This is a genomic window from Mesorhizobium sp. WSM4887, from assembly GCF_029625865.1.
In the GTDB taxonomy this organism is placed as follows: Bacteria; Pseudomonadota; Alphaproteobacteria; order Rhizobiales; family Rhizobiaceae; genus Mesorhizobium.
Window position 1 is genome coordinate 1,477,485 of the sequence record NZ_JARTVP010000001.1, and the last position, 17,516, is coordinate 1,495,000.

At 61.5% G+C, this 17,516-nt stretch carries 12 protein-coding genes; 2 read left to right on the forward strand and 10 right to left on the reverse strand.

Annotated features, from left to right (window positions below):
• Nucleotides 1-41: 41 nt before the first annotated feature.
• Together P9230_RS07120 and P9230_RS07125 are read right to left on the reverse strand one after the other, a co-directional pair.
• Nucleotides 42-722, reverse strand: coding sequence for a redoxin domain-containing protein (locus P9230_RS07120; RefSeq protein ID WP_066994127.1), 681 nt, complete (start codon nucleotides 720-722; stop codon nucleotides 42-44).
• 19 nt (nucleotides 723-741) lie between these two features.
• On the reverse strand, nucleotides 742-4,044 hold the full coding sequence (locus P9230_RS07125; RefSeq protein ID WP_278118066.1) for an adenylate/guanylate cyclase domain-containing protein: 3,303 nt from the start codon (nucleotides 4,042-4,044) through the stop codon (nucleotides 742-744).
• A 244-nt stretch (nucleotides 4,045-4,288) separates the two neighbouring features.
• Here P9230_RS07125 and P9230_RS07130 point away from each other — a divergent pair, with 244 nt between their 5' ends.
• Nucleotides 4,289-6,061, forward strand: coding sequence for an adenylate/guanylate cyclase domain-containing protein (locus P9230_RS07130; protein ID WP_278118068.1), 1,773 nt, complete (start codon nucleotides 4,289-4,291; stop codon nucleotides 6,059-6,061).
• Between the two features lie 81 nt (nucleotides 6,062-6,142).
• On the opposite strand, the gene P9230_RS07135 is transcribed toward P9230_RS07130, so the two are convergent.
• The 3 genes from P9230_RS07135 to P9230_RS07145 form a co-directional block, all read right to left on the reverse strand.
• Entirely contained in the window at nucleotides 6,143-7,528 is a 1,386-nt protein-coding gene (locus P9230_RS07135) for a hypothetical protein (RefSeq protein ID WP_278118070.1), read from the reverse strand.
• A 199-nt stretch (nucleotides 7,529-7,727) separates the two neighbouring features.
• A complete protein-coding gene (locus P9230_RS07140; protein ID WP_095823327.1) occupies nucleotides 7,728-8,252 on the reverse strand; it encodes a GNAT family N-acetyltransferase in 525 nt (174 codons plus the stop codon).
• 74 nt (nucleotides 8,253-8,326) lie between these two features.
• Nucleotides 8,327-9,151, reverse strand: a complete 825-nt coding sequence (locus P9230_RS07145) for a hypothetical protein (protein ID WP_278118072.1) — start codon at nucleotides 9,149-9,151, stop codon at nucleotides 8,327-8,329.
• A 203-nt stretch (nucleotides 9,152-9,354) separates the two neighbouring features.
• Here P9230_RS07145 and P9230_RS07150 point away from each other — a divergent pair, with 203 nt between their 5' ends.
• On the forward strand, nucleotides 9,355-10,770 hold the full coding sequence (locus P9230_RS07150) for an adenylate/guanylate cyclase domain-containing protein (RefSeq protein ID WP_278118073.1): 1,416 nt from the start codon (nucleotides 9,355-9,357) through the stop codon (nucleotides 10,768-10,770).
• A 20-nt stretch (nucleotides 10,771-10,790) separates the two neighbouring features.
• Here the strand turns inward: P9230_RS07150 and P9230_RS07155 are convergent, their stop codons facing one another.
• The 5 genes from P9230_RS07155 to P9230_RS07175 all read right to left on the reverse strand — a co-directional run bounded on the left by P9230_RS07155 (nucleotide 10,791) and on the right by P9230_RS07175 (nucleotide 17,429).
• Nucleotides 10,791-11,270: a class I SAM-dependent methyltransferase gene (locus P9230_RS07155; protein ID WP_066994102.1), complete on the reverse strand. Its 480-nt coding sequence runs from the start codon at nucleotides 11,268-11,270 to the stop codon at nucleotides 10,791-10,793.
• 189 nt (nucleotides 11,271-11,459) lie between these two features.
• Entirely contained in the window at nucleotides 11,460-12,641 is a 1,182-nt protein-coding gene (locus P9230_RS07160; RefSeq protein WP_066994099.1) for an ABC transporter permease, read from the reverse strand.
• Nucleotides 12,638-13,636 carry an ABC transporter permease gene (locus P9230_RS07165; RefSeq protein WP_066994096.1) on the reverse strand — a complete coding sequence of 333 codons (999 nt, stop codon included), beginning with the start codon at nucleotides 13,634-13,636 and terminating at the stop codon, nucleotides 12,638-12,640. The genes P9230_RS07160 and P9230_RS07165 overlap by 4 nt, the downstream gene beginning before the upstream one ends.
• A gap of 2 nt (nucleotides 13,637-13,638) precedes the next feature.
• Nucleotides 13,639-15,537 carry an ABC transporter substrate-binding protein gene (locus tag P9230_RS07170; RefSeq protein ID WP_067326326.1) on the reverse strand — a complete coding sequence of 633 codons (1,899 nt, stop codon included), beginning with the start codon at nucleotides 15,535-15,537 and terminating at the stop codon, nucleotides 13,639-13,641.
• Nucleotides 15,534-17,429, reverse strand: a complete 1,896-nt coding sequence (locus P9230_RS07175; protein ID WP_067326322.1) for an ABC transporter ATP-binding protein — start codon at nucleotides 17,427-17,429, stop codon at nucleotides 15,534-15,536. The genes P9230_RS07170 and P9230_RS07175 overlap by 4 nt, the downstream gene beginning before the upstream one ends.
• Nucleotides 17,430-17,516 lie beyond the last annotated feature (87 nt).

The following is a 17,516-nucleotide window of genomic DNA, read 5'->3' on the forward strand; positions in this document are numbered from 1 at the left end:
CTTTTTTATCGGTGTCCCGCCCGACTACCTTGTTCGCAAGTCTATTGAACGACCTGGGATACGGCTGACATCAGCTCCTGCGGGTTTGGCGCCCCAAACATGTATCGCCCACCCTCTGGAACCTCCGTGAAGCTCCAGCGGACCACCCCCTGCCGGTCCAGCAGGAATTGACCGATCAGTTGTCCGTGTCCCGTTGCCATCATCTGTTGGTCGGCCTCGGTCACTTCGTAATGGTCCTTCTTGTCGAGGAATTCGCTGGCCGCAAAAGGATCCATGGGAGCGGGCAACTCGCCTGGTATGTCGACCCGCATATCCTTTGCCGCTGCCATCGAGACCTTGTACGGCCAGTTCGTGTCGTCCTGGGTGAATTCAAGATTGGGCAGTCCAAAAGCACGATGCGAAGCGCGTTCAGGGTCGGAAGCCGCAAGCAGATTCGGCATCGGGTGGTAGCGGAAATAGAGACGCGCCCGTTCGATCGGCGTGTTGACCACCGTCAGGCTTTCCACCCCCTTTTCGCGCAGTTCCGGATCAAGCCGCGCCTGGGCGGCGATATGGCGTCGGCAAAACGCACAATGCAGACCTCGAAACAGGCCAACCAGCACCGGTTTTTGTCCGCGGAAGTCGTCAAGCGCGATCTTGCCTTCCTGGGTTATGGCGTCGAGCACCACGTTCGGCGCACGATCGCCTGGCTGAAGCGGTACCAAGTCAATACGCGCGGACATTGTTCAACCTCCCACCCGGCTAGTCGAGAAAAGGCAGCACCACAAGCGCTTCCGGGTCTAGCCCGTGCTGGGCGCATATACCCTGCGCCAGGGAAAAGTAGCGTTCGGCCTCGGCCAGATTGTCGAGGTCGAGATTAAGCGTTGCCAGACCATCATAGCACGGAAACAGCAGTTGGGGTTCACTCGTTTCGCGCGCTACGTCCAGTGCTTCGTGGAACAAGCCAACCGCCAGTTCCGGACGACCGTTGCACTGGTGGATCTGCGCAAGCACGATCAACGGCACCGGCAGGTGCTCGCGCTGGTCGAGTGCCCGGTCGATCTCGATGGCCTTCTCGGCAGCAGGCACGCCCTCCGTTGGGCAACGATCCGTGAAAGTACAACAAGCAACCGCCAGGTTCGCGAGGAGGCGCGCCTGAAAGCCCAAATCACCAATATGGCGCGCCACTTCAAGACCGCGCCGACAGACCTTTATCGCCTGTGCCGGATCGATGGTCGTGTAAAGCACGCCGAGATTGGTGTAGCCGCGGCAGGCCGTGCCCAGCAGGCCGGCGGCTTCGGCCAATTCAATGCTACGCTCGATCTGGCGTACCGCTTCAAGGTTTCGCCCAAGGCGAGCCAGCGCGACAGCCTTGGTGTTGAGTGCCTCGGCGGTCACAAGAGTGGCGTCACGCCCTTCCTCGGAGACATGCTCCGTTGTCAGAGTGCGTACGCCATCCAGCGCCGCGTCTGCCCATTTTGCTGCGCGAGCGTGATCTCCGCTACGGAACGCCTGTCGGCCACGTTCTTGCCACAGCTGCGCCTGCTCGATCGGGGCATCCGCTCCTTCGAGCAGCGCTGCGGCTTCCGCATAGCGGGATTCTGCGTTGTCCCGCTTGCCGACGTCCCAGAGCAGCCGACCGATCTTGCGCAAAACTCGTGCCGACGCGACACGATTGCCTGATTCCCGATATGCCTGCAGCACCGTTTCGTAGTGCTGGTGCGCGACCTCGCGGCGGCCTACCGGGCCGCTCAAATCGGCAATGCGCTCCGCGATTGCCAATTTGAGCGGCGTTTGCCCGATCGCGCCCAACGCAGTCAGCGCTCGCTCGTAGAAACGAAGGGCGTCGTCGTTGGCGTATATCATGCGAGCGCGATCGCCCGCCGCCTGCAAGTAATGCGCGCCTTTCTCCCGCTCCGCGCTCTGCGCGAAATGATGACCGAGCACGGTCAAATCCTCGAGCCGTTCCGGCTTCTCGCCACACAGCTGCTCCAAGGCGGCACCGACCCGCCCGTGGATATCGGTCCGGCGTTGCAACAGCAGATTCTGGTAGATCACGTCCTGCAGCAACGTTTGCGTAAAGCGGTAGCTTGGCGACGAGATCGAGCCTGATCCGGCGACCTCCTCGATGATTTCGGCATCGCAAAGCAGTTCGCAGCCGGCTTCCAAGCGGCCGGGTTCGGCTGTCACGGCTTTCAAAAGTGTGGCATCGAAGCGCGGGCCGATCACCGCGGCTTCCTGGGCCAACCGGCGCACCTCCTGGGGCAGCCGGTCGACCCGGGCAAGCAGCATTGCCTGGATAGTGGCGGGAATGCCGGTTGCGACTTCGCCTGCCGCAGTCCGCCATCGCTGGCCCTCGCGCATCAGCACACCGCGATCGATCAGGCCGCGAACGATCTCCTCTATAAAAAGCGGGTTGCCGCCGGCGCGCTCGAGGATCTGGTCGACAAGCCTGCCTGCGGACTTTACCCAGCTCTCACCGAACAGCGCCGCCAGCAGCCCGCGTCCGTCATCAGTGTTGAGCGGCGAAAGCCTGAGCGCTGTGTGACTGACCCGACTTGAGTCGAGCTGGTCGTTGTCCGGCGCCGGACGATGCGTGACCAGCAACATCAACCGCGTGCGTTCCAACCTGTCCATCACGAAACGCAGCGCCTCGAGCGACACGGCGTCGGCCCAGTGCAGATCTTCGACGACAATCAACAGCGGCGACAAGGCAAGCCGCCTTTCGATGATCGTGCGGACTGCGTAGAGGATTTGCCGCCGCAGCTGCTCGGGCTCGACATGCTGCAAGGTGGCATCGGGGTCGCCAAGGCCAAGCACATGGTAGAGCAAAGGCATCAGCCGCTTCGCCTCCTCGCCCTGCAGGCCGAGGTCGGTCAGCAAGCCTCCGAGCTTCGCCCGCATTTCATCCCCAGTATCGCTTTGCATCATCCCGGCAGCGCTGCGCACCACTGCGCCCAAGGCGCCAAAAGATTGTTCGCCCAGCGGTGAGCATGTGGCCTGCCGCACGGCGACGTTGCGAAAACGATCCTCGTCGCCGACGCGGGCGACGAATTCCTTCACCAGCCGCGATTTCCCAATACCGGCTTCTCCGACGAGGCGAACAAGTTGGGCCGAACCGCCGCACGCCTGGTCAAGGCTGGCCAGCATTCTATGGAGCTCCGCACCACGACCTATGATCGGCGCGCTGAGGCCGAGCGCCTCGAGCCCACGCGCTGCACGCGGCAACGCAAGCGGTGCGTCCAGTCGATGGACGAGCACACTGCCTGCTTTGCCGCGAAGCACAACATCGCCCAGCGGCTCGAAAGAGAAGGCATGCCGGGTCAGCCTGTGAGTGAGTTCGCCCACCAGAACCTCACCAGGTGCGGCCAGCGATTGCAAGCGTTGCGCCGTATTCACGGTATCGCCGGTGACCGAATAGGATTTGGCGGTGCCGATGCCCAATCCGCCGGTGACGACCGGACCAGTGTTTATGCCGATGTGGAGCAACAGAGGCGAGCCGGAGTGGGGAGCGCTTTCGCCGAGCCGCGTCGTCCGGGCCATCATGTCGAGAGCGGCGCGAAGCGCACGTTCCGGATCGTCCTCATGCGCGACCGGCGCACCGAACAAGGCAAGCAATGCATCGCCGATGAATTTGTCGACGAAACCGCCAAAGTTTCGCACGGCTGCCGTCAATTCCCTGAACAGTTGGTTCTGCAGCGCTTGCATCACCTCGGGGTCGAGCTGCTCGCTGAGTGTCGTGAAGCCGCAAAGGTCGGCGAACAGGACCGTCACCGTCCTGCGATCGGCTTCAGAGACGGGATGGAACCCATCATCTTCGCTTTCGATGTTCGCGGGCAGCGACGGAGTTCGAGAAGGCGGCACAATGGTCCGGCTCGGTGTCGGAGCAGGCCGTTCGACGGCTTTTGCCGTCGCACCGACGCTTGCCCCACATTTCGGACAGAACTCGAAATCAGGTGCGCACAGATAGCCGCAACTGGCGCATGGCACGGGCTGGCGCCTGCCACACTTCGGACAGAAGGCGAAACCGCCCTCAACCTCGAAACCGCAGCCCGAGCAGTCCATCGAGCAAGACCTCACTGGAGCCATGACGGCGTGATCTCGCCACGCACTTCACGGCCGGGGTATTCAAACAAGAATGAACCGTTAGTCGTCGGCCAGCAAGCGGCAGCGCAAATGGGGCATCGAGCGATCGGTCCAGGCCCGGTGGCAGAGCGCTGCCGACTCGCGCGTCTGCGTAGCCGTCGTCCACGAAAATTCCCTCTTAGCCTCCGCCTTCCTGCTATTATGGAGCCGAGGACACGTGCCCATGAGCGAAAACCGGAAGCTGGCCGCAATCCTGGCTGCAGATGTGGTTGGATACAGCCGGCTCGCGAGCGCGGACGAAGATCGTACTTTGGCGAGGTTGCGGGCACTGCGCAGCGACCTGATCGATCCGATCATCGCAGTCCACAACGGGCGGGTGATCAAGCGCACCGGGGATGGAGCGCTGGTCGAGTTCCGCAGCGTGGTGGATGCCGTGCGCTGCGCCGTTGAGGTTCAGAACGGCATGGTCGAGCGCAATGCCGGCGTGCCGCAGGACCGCCGCATCGAGTTCAGGATCGGCATCCATCTGGGCGATGTGGTCGAAGAGAGCGACGGCGACCTGATGGGCGACGGCGTCAACATCGCCTCGCGTTTGGAGGGCGTCGCGGCGCCCGGCGCCATCTGCCTGTCCGAGGATGCCTATCGCCAGGTCAAGGCGCGGCTCGACCTCTCGGTCAGCGATCTCGGCAGCACACAGCTCAAGAACATCGCCGAGCCGATCCGGGTCTATTCGCTGCAAGTCGGCAGCGCCGGGACCAAGCCGGCCGCGACCCCGGAAAGCGCGGCAAGCCGGCCCGCGACGGCAGCGCCGCCGAAACTGTCGATCGCCGTCCTGCCGTTCGCCAACATGAGCGGTGACGCCGAACAGGATTACTTCGCCGACGGCATTTCTGAGGACATCATCACGGCGCTGTCCAAACTGTCGCAGCTCTTCGTCATCGCACGCAATTCGTCGTTCACCTTCAAGGGGCAGAACGTCCATGTGCAGGAGGTGGGCTCGAAGCTCGGCGTGCGGCATGTACTTGAGGGCAGCGTACGCAAGTCGGGGAACAGGGTGCGCATCACCGCGCAGCTCATCGATGCAACCTCGGGCGGTCATCTTTGGGCAGAGCGGTTCGACCGCGATCTGACCGACATATTCGCCGTGCAGGACGACGTGACGCAGCAGATCGTCGGGGCGTTGGCGCTCAATCTGACCGAAGGCGACCGTCAGCGGCTGGCGCCCGAGTATGCGCGCAACACGCAGGCGTATGACTATTTCATGCGGGGCCGGGAGCTGTGGCACCGGCTGACGAATGAGACGAACGTCGCAGCCCGCGACCTCTTGCAACGTGCCATCGAACTGGACCCGAAGTTTGCCTCTGCCCACGCCTTCCTCGCCCTCACGCATGGACTCGATTACCTGAACAGGTGGAGTGCGTCGCCGCCGGAATCGATGGCGCAAGCGGAAGAGGCCGCAACGCGAGCGGTGACGCTGGATGACAGCGATCCCTGGGCGCACTGGGCGCTGGCTATCGTCAAGCTGTATACACGACGGCACGATGAGGCCATCAACGCGGCCGAGCACGCGATAGCCCTCAATCCGAACTTCGCCGAAGGGCACGTGATCCTCGGCGAGGCGCTGCACTATTCGGGCAGATCCGTAGAGGCGCTCGAGAGTTACGCCCGGGGCAAGACCTTGAATCCATACTTTCCGGATGTGCTTCTGCATTTCCAGGCTTTGGCATCGTTTCAACTCGGAAGGTACGAAGAGGCCGTTGACCTCTTGCTGCAGCGGCTGGCTCGCAACGCTGTCACCGATGTCTCGCGCGCGCTTCTGGCCGCCAGCTACGGCCATCTGGGCCGTTTCGCCGAGGCCCGCGAGGCATGGCAGGAGGTGCTTCGCGTCAATCCCGACTATTCGCTGGACTACCGACGCAAGGTCTTGCCCTACAAGAACCCTGCCGATTTCGAACTCATCGTGGACGGGCTCCGCAAGGCCGGTATCGTGCAATGACAGGTGAGGCCATGTCAGGTCAGGCCTTGAACTGCGTTCATTCGCGAATGGACTCTCCGCGAATAAAACCTGATGCGAAGCTCAGGTCGCCTTGATCTCTGCCTGGCCGATCTTGCGCCATCGGGCGTCTTCCCGAACCAGTTTCAGGTCGTCGGTCGTCTCGGCAAATGTTTGCAAGCGATACTGCCGGAGCAGAACCGCAAAGAGCGCCCCTTGCGGCAGGCCGGCAAGCTGCTCGCGGACCGAGATCTTTTCATCGATGACCCGCACGCCCCAGGCATTTTCCCGAACCTGCAGCTCCTGAGCCAGATCGCGCTCTTCCGGCGCGTTCTCGTCAAGCGCGACCAGCAGGATCGAGTGGAAAAGCGCCACATAGCCAATCTGTCTCAGGCCGCCCACAACCCGCACGCGCGGCAATATGGCGAGCACGAGGAACGTGAGGAACAAGTTCGGCAGCAGCACGCCTTCCAGTAGCGCCTGCTTGAGATGCGTTCGCTCGAACGGGATGGAAAGACCATGCCGCCTGTCGGGCTCGATCAGGTGGCCGTTCTCAAGGACGAGCTTGCGCACGCGCTCGTCGCGGATGCCCCAGAAATAGGCTGTGGCATTGGGCAGGAATCTGCCAAATGGTCTCGCTGCGGTCTCTTCCAAGGCACGTTCGAGACGCTGGCGCCTCGCGGGCTTAAACAGCAGCCTGGAAAGAAGGCTGCCGTCATATTCCAGATGCCGAGCCATGGCGGCCGCGGCCAGCCGATCATCGATGAAAACCGGCCAAGTCATGTCGGAACCATCCCAATTGGCGACCAGATCCTCGTTGAGGGCTGTGACCGCGTCGGCCGCGGTTGCAAACATCTTGTCCCGGCTGGCAAGCAGTGTGCCCAGCCAGCGGCTGGCATCCGTTTCATCACCAACCGCTTCGAGCGCGCGTTTGTTGAGGAAGACGGGACCGGCCGCGCAGGCGCTTTTGCGGCAAAGCTTGTGGCGCCCCATGCCAAACAGGTTGACCTTGTCGTCGCCGACATCGAGCCATCCGGGCCCCTCCCGGCCGATTGTCTCCATGGTCATCGTCGTTCCCATGAAGCAGAAGAAGGCCGAGAGCCCGCTTTCGACCGCGCCGAGCCAGGCAAGCAGCAGGGCGTCGAAGGTGATCCGGTCCATCAGAAGCAGACAGTGCAGGCCGGACTGAATGACCGGTCTGTGCTCGAACTCGTCGAGGGCCTTGCCGACCTCTTCAGGCTGCATGATCGCACCAAGACGCTGATGCAGCACGTCGCGCAGGATCGAGCGGGCAGCGATCGCCGGGTCCGATGCAGGCCTTGCCACCGGCCGCCACAGATGGCGGGCATAATCGGAAACCGGTGCGTTCCAGTTCTGCTCGATGTCACGCACGACCTCCGGGCAGAGCAGCGACAGCACAGCCAGAATTTCCACTGGAGGCGTGGGGATTGGGTCAGCCACGGCGGTCATCTGTCCCGTCTGGCGGCTCGCGGTGCAAACGCCAAGGGAGACCAGACTTTCTGGATGCCGGCCCACACATGGATCGTCAACTCGATCAGAACGGTGTGAGACGAAGTTATCCTACAGAGGTCTCCATCGGCAACCGCCAGTTCGCCGACTCGGCTTGGATTGCTAGATTGGACAAACAGTTAAGACCGAACAGCGGACCTCAGAATCGCAGCCGGGCCATGCTCAGGAGGTCGTGGTACTGGCCGTCGGTAAAGCCGGCCTTCACATGCCGACCTTCGACCTCGAAGCCATGGCTTTTGTAGAGGCGCATGGCCGGTTCGTTGTCGGCATAGACGGTCAATTCGACCCGCTTCAGAGCGCGCCAGTTGTCGGCCACGTCGAGCAGCGCGCCAAGTATGGCAGAGCCGATGCCTTTGCCGACAAAGGCATCGTCAAGACCGATATTGATCTCGCCGATATGCGAACGGCGCGGCGAACCCTGCACGACCAGGCTGCCATGGCCGACGACCCTGCCCTCCACCTCCGCAACGATCCAGGTGGTTTCCTGGCCGGACTTGGCGATGCGCCGCTCCACCTGCTCCACCATCTCGAAAGGCATCCTGAGCGTGCCCCAGCGGAAGCCCGGCATGTTGAAGATGGCGCAAAGCGCCTCCGCATCGCTTAGCCGAACGGATCGGAGCTGCGGCTGGATTTTCTCGGAGGATGGCGAGGTTGTGCTGGTCATAACGTTCCCGGCGATGGCAATCGGCACGGTACGATGCACCCTACGTCACCTGAAAATCCAGCCGTCTCTAGAACCTATGATGCCGATTGCGAGCTAAAATACCGAGTGGCGGCGAAGAGTTTGAAGACACCGCTGATGCCGATCCAGGCGAAAAGGGCAAGCCAGCACAATGTCCCGATCGCCGCCCAGTCGATCCGGTGCACGGCAGCGTCGGTGATGACGAGTCCAACAATGGCAAGCAGGCCAACCAGCAACTGCGCCAAGCCCAGCACCAGCAGTTCCTCGCGCGGCGCGCTTCTCCAGACGACATATATGCCACCCGCCCCCGCGAGGAAGATGGCGCTGTAGACCTGAGCGTGGAAGCCATCGACCGGCCATGGCCAGAAGCTGCCGAATGTCAGGGGGAACAGCAAAAGGCCGACGCCATAGAGCCCAAGGACTGCCAATTCCACCGGCATGTAGCCGCGCCATGCGGGCTGTAAGGTCACGCCTTTTGCAGAAGGACGGGCCCTGGCCCGCCACAAGAACAGCCCGGATGCCGCGACCGAACCAAGATAGACCAGAAACCAGAGCCAGGGCGCTTTGCGCCCGAAGTTGAAATAGCCGAGATTGATGAACGACGCCACCGACACGATGACGGTGAAGATGAGCGCCATGACGAGCACGAGCCTGCCGGGCGACCAGCGATTCCAGAACAGCAGCGCCGCCATCACGACCATTTCGGCGGTGTAGAAGCCACCAAGGAAGCGGGCATTGAACGGGGTGACGGCCCACGGCCAGCGCGGCTTGACCAGCACGGGCGCGAAGAACAGGCCGGCGCCTACGGTCAGGACGATAATGACCACCAAGGAAAAGAGGCGCAGGGTGCCGGGAAACGGCGGATTGTCGGATGTCGGCATCGGGTAGCCCGCATAGATAAATGCCCATGGATCATCATAGCGCCGGTTGCGGCCGGCGAAAATCCACCAAACGGACTTGAGGTATCGCCCGGCTTGTCTATTCGAATGGCCGTAGGGTCGGTTTCGAAGTAAAATGGCGCAGTCGGACCAGGACCGGTCCGGTCAACACGTTTCGGCGGCGCATTTCTTCCGGAGCCTGCACGATGAACGAAGCTCAGGATCTGTTCTCGCTTCTGCGGCAATCGACCGATGTCGATCCGCGGGCAATCGATGCGATCAAGCGAACCATCGCGGAGGGCAAGGACCGCGAGCTTTGCCGCATCAATGCTCTAGCCTTCGCCAGCAAGCATGGCCTCGATGTGGAACGCGCCATAGGCGCCTTTCTGCATGCGGCGCGCGTGGGCCTCTTCGACATTTCCTGGAATGTTCTATGCCCCGGCTGTGGCGGCGTGCTCGACAGCAACGCCACGCTCAAAACCGTGCAGAAGGAGGAATATACCTGCGCGCTGTGTTCCGAAGGCTATTCACCGACCCTCGACGAGATGGTCGAGGTGACATTCACGGTCAGTCCTCGCGTGCGCAAGATTGCCGCCCACAATCCACACGAACTGCCGTTGGTGGAATATTTCCGCCAGATCTACTGGGCGTCCGGCGTCGACCTGCCGGAAGAGGATTTCGCCAAGACGATGGAAGCGTTCTCGCTGGAGGATATCGAGCTTGCGCCAGGTGAAAAGGCTGTTCTGCCCGTACAGCTTCCGTCCGAATTCATCATCGTCTTCGAGCCGGTCACCCATTCAGTGCAGTTCATCGACGTCAAGGGCGAACCGACAAGAGAGCGACGAAGCCTCTCATTGGTCTTCGACCGCGAGCATGTCCAGAACCAGACGCTGGAGATGCAACCCGGCCCGTTGCGCATTTCGCTGGAAAACAGGACCGACACCCGCGTGCTGCCGACGGTCTTCATCGCCGGCCAGGGATTGCATGATCTGCTGGGCAAACGCCGGCCGTTCCTGACAGCCAAGCGCCTGCTCACCAACCAGACGTTCCGCGATCTTTATCGCACGGATACGCTCGACATCAACCAGCGCCTGAAGATCACTAGCCTCACCTTCCTGTTCACCGACCTGCGTGGATCGACCGAGCTTTACGAGCGGGTGGGCGATCTTTCAGCCTTCGATCTCGTGCGCGTGCATTTTCAGGTTCTGCACGAGATCGTCGCGTCCGAGGCAGGCGCGGTGGTGAAGACGATCGGCGATGCGGTGATGGCGACCTTCGCGACGCCGGATCGTGCGATTGCGGCGGCCCTGAGGATGCGCGATGCCATGCGTGCGCTCAATGAGAAGAGCGGGCGCGAGGATCTGCTGCTCAAGATCGGAGTCCATGCCGGCCCGTGCATTGCTGTGTCTATGAACGAGCGACAGGACTATTTCGGCCAGACGGTCAACATTGCTTCGCGGGTCCAGAACCTTGCCAACGCACAGGCGATCTTCGCCACGCGCGCGGTGGTCGACGACAATCTCACCGCCGATCTGTTGCACAGGAACGCGCTGACGCCCGTGCCACACGAGGTCTCGCTGCGCGGCATCGAGAGGGAGATAGCGGTATACACGATCCCCTGAAGACTTGGGCGTTGGGGACCTCAGACGCGCCTGCAGACAAAATAGCGATCGGCGGGTACCGAAGGCGGCAGTGGAAGGCTTTGCAACTGCGGGTGATCGAGCGGCGTGCCGCTGACCGCAATGCCTCCGACGCGAAGCAGGCGCGCGGTCAGTTCGGGGAGCCAGGTAGAGGTCACTGCATCGCGATCTTCATAGCCGGTGCCGATGTCGGCATGAACAAGAGCGGCCTCGATGCCGATGAACCTGCTCGCCGTCTCGCGGATTTCGCCGAGCACGAGGTTTTCAGCTTCGGGAATTGAGCTGGCGTGTGCGGCAAGTGCGCGGTCGAACGCCACGATCCGTCGGCCGGGCAGACGCTCGCGCAGATGGTGGAACGTCCGGCCATTGCCGAGGCCGAGCTCAAGGATGGGACCCTCGATCTTCGCCACCTCCGCGCAGACTTGATCGAGAATGTCGCGCTGTGCCGTCAGCCTGCGGATGAAACTTTCGAGGCGACTCATATGCGTCTGTGTGTCCTGAACCAGCTCAAGAGACCGGCAATGCCCGCGACCAGGATGAAACCCGAGCAACGTGTTAGCCCGATCCGGCGTCGCCGCATATAGAGGCGAACGTTCAACACAGCAACAACCGAACAGGCCGACGACGAACCGGGTGGAGTCTGCGGCTTGGCGGGCGGCGGACTGGCGATGTCACTTGTAGGGGTCTGCAGCGTCCCGCAAGCCGTCGCCGAGGAAGTTGAACGCCAGAATGACGAGAATGACGGGGAGGATCGGCAAAAGTAGCCATGGATAAAACGCGATCACGCTGACGCTGCGCGCCTCGGTGAGCAGGATGCCCCAACTGGTTATCGGTGCCCGCAGCCCGAGCCCGAGGAAGCTCAGCGCCGTCTCGCCCAGGATCATGCCGGGTATGGAGATCGTCGCCGTCGCGATCAGATGCGACATGAAGCCCGGAATGAGGTGCCGCCGGATAATGCGGCCGCTGCTGGCGCCCATCAATTGCGCGGCCAGAACGTAATCCTCCTCTCGCAACGCTAAAAGCTTTGAACGCACGGCCCGCGCCAATCCGGTCCAGTCGAGCAGCCCGAGGATGACGGTGATGCCGAAATAGATCAGGATCGGACTCCAGGTTATCGGCATGATCGCCGCCAGAGCCAGCCATAGCGGAATGCTGGGGATCGATTGCAGAACTTCGATTATCCGTTGAACGATCAGGTCGAAGATGCCGCCGTGATAGCCGGCCAGTCCGCCGATGACTATGCCGAGCAGGAAGCTGAAACTGATGCCGACGAGGCCGATCGTCAGTGAAATGCGTGCACCATAGATGATGCGCGAGAGCACATCGCGCCCCAGCCTGTCAGTGCCGGCCAGGAAGAGCTGGCCGTTTTCGGCAGGGCAGACAAAATGCCTGTCACCTTCGATCAGGCCCCAGAACCGGTAGCTGTCGCCCTTGCAGAAGAAACGGATCCGCTGAACATCATCCTGTTGGTCGATGTAGTTCCGCTTCAGCGTGTCCATATCCAGCGTCATTTGGCGGCCGTAGACGAACGGCCCGACGAACTGGCCGTTGTGGAACAGGTGCACCCGCTGCGGCGGCGCATAGATGTAGTCCATGTTGCGCGTGTGCAGATTGTAGGGCGCCAGGAACTCGCAGATCAGTATCGCGAAATAGAGCACCGCCAGGAATATGCCGGATACAAGAGCAAGCCGGTGCCGTCGAAATTTCCACCACATCAGCCGCAACTGCGACGCCTGAAAGACCTTCGACTGCTCCGGCGTCATTGCCTCGACCGACTGCAGGTCAAAGGGCGCGATGGAAACATAGTGTTGCAGCGGAGCACCCGGAGCGGGAAGTGGCGATTGCGTGTTCATTTGGTACTGCCGCCCTGCAAACGAATTCGTGGATCAAGCAGTGCCAGCGCCAGATCGGAAATCAGCACGCCGATGACCGTCAGGAAGGCGAGGAACATCAGGAACGACCCTGCCAGATACATGTCCTGGCTTTGCAGCGCCTTGATCAGCATCGGCCCGGTCGTTTCCAAAGACAGCACGATCGCCGTGATTTCGGCACCGGAAATGATGGCCGGCAGGATAGAGCCGATGTCCGAAATGAAGAAATTGAGCGCCATGCGCAGCGGGTATTTGACCAGGGTCCTGAAGGGATGAAGGCCCTTGGCGCGCGCCGTCACGACATATTGCTTGTGAAGCTCATCGAGCAGATTGGCGCGCAGCCGCCGGATCATGCTTGCCGTGCCCCCGGTGCCGATGATCAAGACCGGGATCCAGAGATGGGCGAGGATCGACTTCGCCTTGGCCCAGCTCATCGGCTCGCCGAGATATTGCTGGTCCATGAGATGGCCGACGGACGTGCCGAACCAGATATTGGCGAAATACATCAGGATCAGCGCCAGCATGAAGTTCGGGATGGCAAGGCCGAGAAGGCCGAAGAAAGTCAGGCCGTAGTCGCCCCAACTGTATTGATGCGTGGCCGAGTACATGCCGATCGGAAAGGCGATGAGCCAGGTGAAGAGGATCGTCACGAAGGAAACCAGCACGGTCAGCCACATTCGGTCCCCGATCACGTCGCGAACCGGCAGCTCATATTCGAAGGAATAGCCGAAATCGCCGTGCAGCATCCCGCCGACCCAGTAGAAGTAGCGAATGACCGGCGGCTTGTCGAAACCATAGTCCTTCCGCATCATCTCGATGCGGTCGGAATCCACCGCTTCGCCCTGGGCCCGAAGCTCGGCAACATAGCTGTCGAAATAGTCGCCTGGGGGAAGTTCGATGATCGTGAACACAAGCGCCGATATGATCAGCAGCGTTGGAACCATTACGGCGAGGCGCCAGACAATATATCGAAGCACGCTCAGGACTCTCCAAGCCAAAATGTATCGGGCATGTAGACACCGAAATAGGCGGTCGGGTCGTAGCCGTAGAGCGCCTTGTCAGGCAGATTGCGCAGCCGCGAGGAGGCCAGAACCGGCTGATATGTTCCGTTCACCGTGCCGATCGAAAACACCTGATCGGTGTAGATCGACAGCATTGAATTCCAGATTTCAGCGCGCTCCGTGGCTTCGGTCGATGCGTTCCAGCGCTTGAGTAAGGTCATCAACTCGACCACCGGCGGAAGATCGGGCGCCTCGCCGAGCCTGCCACGAGACAAGTAGTGAGCACCCCAGAGCGGCCATTGCAGTTGGTCGTCAATGGTGGGGGCCAGCTGGTACGGGTTCATGTCGGCGGTCGGCACGCCATTGTCGATGCCCGACCACATCGACATCATGATCTGGCCGCCAAGCGCGCGACTGCGAAAGATGTCGCGCTGCGAAGTCCGGATGAACAGGGCGATACCGATCTGGCGCCAGTGATCGCTGATGAGCTCGAGCGCATCGGTTTCCAGCGTGCTTTCGCCGGCCGTTTCCACGACGATCTGCGCCGGGCGTCCATCGGGAAGTATCCGCAGGCCGTCATCGTCACGCGCCTGAAGCCCGACCTCGTCGAGCAGGGCATTGGCCTGATCAGGATCGTAGGTGACCCATGCTTTCGCGAATTCGGGCCGGTAGAGCGGGCTCTCCGGCAGGACCGTATCGGCACTTTCCTGCGCCAATCCATAGAACACGGCCATATTGATCTCGCGTCTGTGCACAGCGAGCGAAAGTGCACGACGCACGCGCACGTCGCGAAAAAGGCCACGCCAGACCTGGTCGGCACAATTCAGATTGGGCAGCAGCGCCAGTCGCGAACCCTGTGTGCGTTTCCAGAGATGCATCTTGACCGGGTAGCGCTTCTCCGCGTCCTTCAGGAAGGAGTAATCGCTGAAATCAATTCCCATGCATTGCAGGTCGCTCTCGCCCGCGCCGGTCTTGGCGGAAATAATCGCCGACGAGCTCACATTCATGACAATCCGGTCAACATAGGGTAGTTGCCGGCCATTCTCGTCTATGCGGTGAAAGAACGGATTGCGCTCGAAGACGAACTGCTCAGCCGGCGGCTTGGTCCGGTTCCGCCAGGGATCGAGCGTCGGCAGTTCCGGGTTCTCCGGGCGATACTGCCGCGACATGCGGATATGCAGGAGCGTCCATTTCTTGGCCCTGTTCTCCTCCATCAGGCCGGCGAGCCGGAATGGATCCTGGTATTTCTTGTGGAACTGCTTGAGATAGGCGGCCGGCAGAACAAGCGATAACGGCGAAGCAGCCGCGAGCTTGGGCAGGAAGTCGGGATTTGGCGCATCCCAACTATAACGGACCGTCAACGCATCGACGATCTCGAAGCGTGGCGGCTTGCCGTCGGCCAGCAGGGCCGGGGCGAGCCCGCCTTGCGAAAGTTCGTCGTTCAGCCAGACATCTTCCCAGCAATAGCGAAAGTCCTCCGGCGTCAGCAGGCTACCGTCAGACCATTTATGTCCTTCCCGTATCTTGAAAGTGAAGACGCGATCGTCTGCTACCTCGAAACTTTCAAGAATGTCGGCTTGCAAGTTGAGCTTTTGGTCATAGCCGACCAGGCGAGCATATCCGTAGATCGTCATCATCCGGATATCTTTCTGACTGCCGATGATCGTGCGCAGCGTGCCGCCATACTGGCCGGGCTGCCGCCCCATCGCAGCGAGATTCAACACGCGCGGGTTCTTGGGCAAGCGCTCGGAGAGTGCCGGCAGCGCCAGGGCCTTCAGCAGCGGCTGAAGAAATTGCGGCTCCAGATCGCCTGCGTGCAATGTGCCCGGCAAAACCGCCGAAGCCATGAGTCCGAGGACGGTGCGCCGGCTGATCAATGGCGTAGCTCGCTGACATCGGCCGAACGTCGGGCCAACACGAGGTGGCCGCCACCAAGATCGAGCGGCGACAATACATCCTCGTCGCCCTCGTCGCGGAATTGCGGTCCCCATGCGCTGGTGTCGGAAGCGCCGCTGAGCTTCAGCGTCTTGAAATCCATCGGCCTGTCGAGGTCGGGGAAAGGTACTGCGGCGACGAGTGAGCGCGTGTAGGGGTGGATCGGTTTCCTCAGCAGAGTTTCGCGTGGCGCAAGCTCGACGATACGCCCGCCGCACATCACTGCGATTCGGTCTGCCATGTAGTCCACCACCGCCAGATTGTGCGATATGAACAGGTAGGTCAGGCCCAGTTCCTTCTGCAGGTCCTTCAGCAGGTTCAAGATCTGCGCCTGGACAGAGACGTCGAGCGCCGAAACCGGCTCGTCGCAGATCAGCAGTTCAGGGCCCAGCGCCAACGCGCGCGCGATGCCGATACGCTGACGCTGCCCGCCGGAGAAACTGTGGGGATAGCGCTTGATGAAGCGCGGATCGAGCCCGATCGCCTGCATCAGGCTTTTGACAGTGGCGAGTCGGGACGCGGCATCGCCACGTTGATGGATCTCCAGCGGCTCGCTCAGGATGTTCTCCACCGTCATGCGAGGTGACAGCGATGAAACCGGATCCTGGAAGACCATCTGGATTTTGGCGCGCAGCATGCGCAGGGCGTCTCCCTCGCCTTGCAAGACGTCGATCGCTCCATCGCGGCCGTTGAACGTCACAGAGCCGCCGCTAGGGGTGATAGCCCGCATAAGGATCTTGCTGACCGTGGTTTTGCCGGAGCCGCTTTCGCCGACCAGCCCCAGGCACTCGCCGCGCCTGATATCGAAGCTCACGCCGCCCACGGCGCGAACCGTGGTTTGATGATCCCCGCCAAACAATCCGGACTTGCGGATTGTGAAGGTCTTTTTCAGATCCCTGACCGACAACAGGATATCGTCTGGCCCCTTCGACGGCGGCGCCGTCTGCTTGCCGAGCAGGTTCTCGACATTCACCGGCACCTCGCGCAGCGCCTTTAGCCTTTCGCCAGGCTTCAGGTCGAAATGCGGAACGGCTGCCATCAGGCCCTTCAGGTAGGGGTGACCTGGTCGGCGGAATATCGCCTCGACAGGTCCCGCTTCCATGATCTCGCCATGGTACATGACCACGACCTCGTCGGCGACGTTGGCGACCACGCCGAGGTCGTGGGTGATCAGCAACATCGCCATGTTCAGCTTGGTCTGAAGGCCGCGCAGCAAATGTAGGATTTGCGCCTGGATGGTGACGTCCAACGCCGTCGTCGGCTCGTCGGCGATCAACAGGGCGGGCCGGCAGATAAGCGCCATGGCGATCATGGCGCGCTGACGCAATCCTCCTGAAAGCTCAAAGGGATACATATCATAGGCGCGTTTGGGACTCGGAAAGCCGACAAGACCGAGCATTTCCTCGGTCCGCGCCTTGCGCTCCGCCCGAGCCATGGGGGTATGAATCTGCAAGGATTCGCTGACCTGGTTGCCGATCGTGTGCAGCGGCGATAGCGATGTCATCGGCTCCTGAAAGATCTTGCCGATGCGGCTGCCTCTCAATGCCCGGATTTCGGGTCCGTCACGTGGCATCTTCAGGATATCTTGCGTGGTGCCGGGCCTTTCAGGATCGGAGAACAGGATACGGCCGCGAACATGGGCTGATCCCGGCAGAATGCCCATCACTGCCTGGCTGAGAACCGATTTTCCGGAGCCGGACTCGCCCACAAGCGCGGTAACCTTGCCGGGCAGGACGCGAAGATTTGCGCGCCTGACGGCATGCAACGGTCCGCCGATGATGGCAAAAGAGATGCCAACATCCTCGATCCGCAGCAGATCAACACCCGAATTCATTCCACACCAGCCCCAATCTGGCAGGTTCGGAAGCGAGACTAACCTATTGCCAGCTTAGAGCAACTTGGATTCGGAACGGTCGCCAGC

Bases quoted from the DNA above. Each gene is read 5' to 3' on its own strand.
- P9230_RS07125 (WP_278118066.1), bottom strand. From the start codon at position 4,044: ATGGACTGCTCGGGCTGCGGTTTCGAGGTTGAGGGCGGTTTCGCCTTC.
- P9230_RS07130 (WP_278118068.1), top strand. From the start codon at position 4,289: ATGAGCGAAAACCGGAAGCTGGCCGCAATCCTGGCTGCAGATGTGGTT.
- P9230_RS07160 (WP_066994099.1), bottom strand. From the start codon at position 12,641: ATGAACACGCAATCGCCACTTCCCGCTCCGGGTGCTCCGCTGCAACAC.
- P9230_RS07155 (WP_066994102.1), bottom strand. From the start codon at position 11,270: ATGAGTCGCCTCGAAAGTTTCATCCGCAGGCTGACGGCACAGCGCGAC.
- P9230_RS07175 (WP_067326322.1), bottom strand. From the start codon at position 17,429: ATGAATTCGGGTGTTGATCTGCTGCGGATCGAGGATGTTGGCATCTCT.
- P9230_RS07140 (WP_095823327.1), bottom strand. From the start codon at position 8,252: ATGACCAGCACAACCTCGCCATCCTCCGAGAAAATCCAGCCGCAGCTC.
- P9230_RS07135 (WP_278118070.1), bottom strand. From the start codon at position 7,528: ATGACCGCCGTGGCTGACCCAATCCCCACGCCTCCAGTGGAAATTCTG.
- P9230_RS07120 (WP_066994127.1), bottom strand. From the start codon at position 722: ATGTCCGCGCGTATTGACTTGGTACCGCTTCAGCCAGGCGATCGTGCG.
- P9230_RS07145 (WP_278118072.1), bottom strand. From the start codon at position 9,151: ATGCCGACATCCGACAATCCGCCGTTTCCCGGCACCCTGCGCCTCTTT.
- P9230_RS07150 (WP_278118073.1), top strand. From the start codon at position 9,355: ATGAACGAAGCTCAGGATCTGTTCTCGCTTCTGCGGCAATCGACCGAT.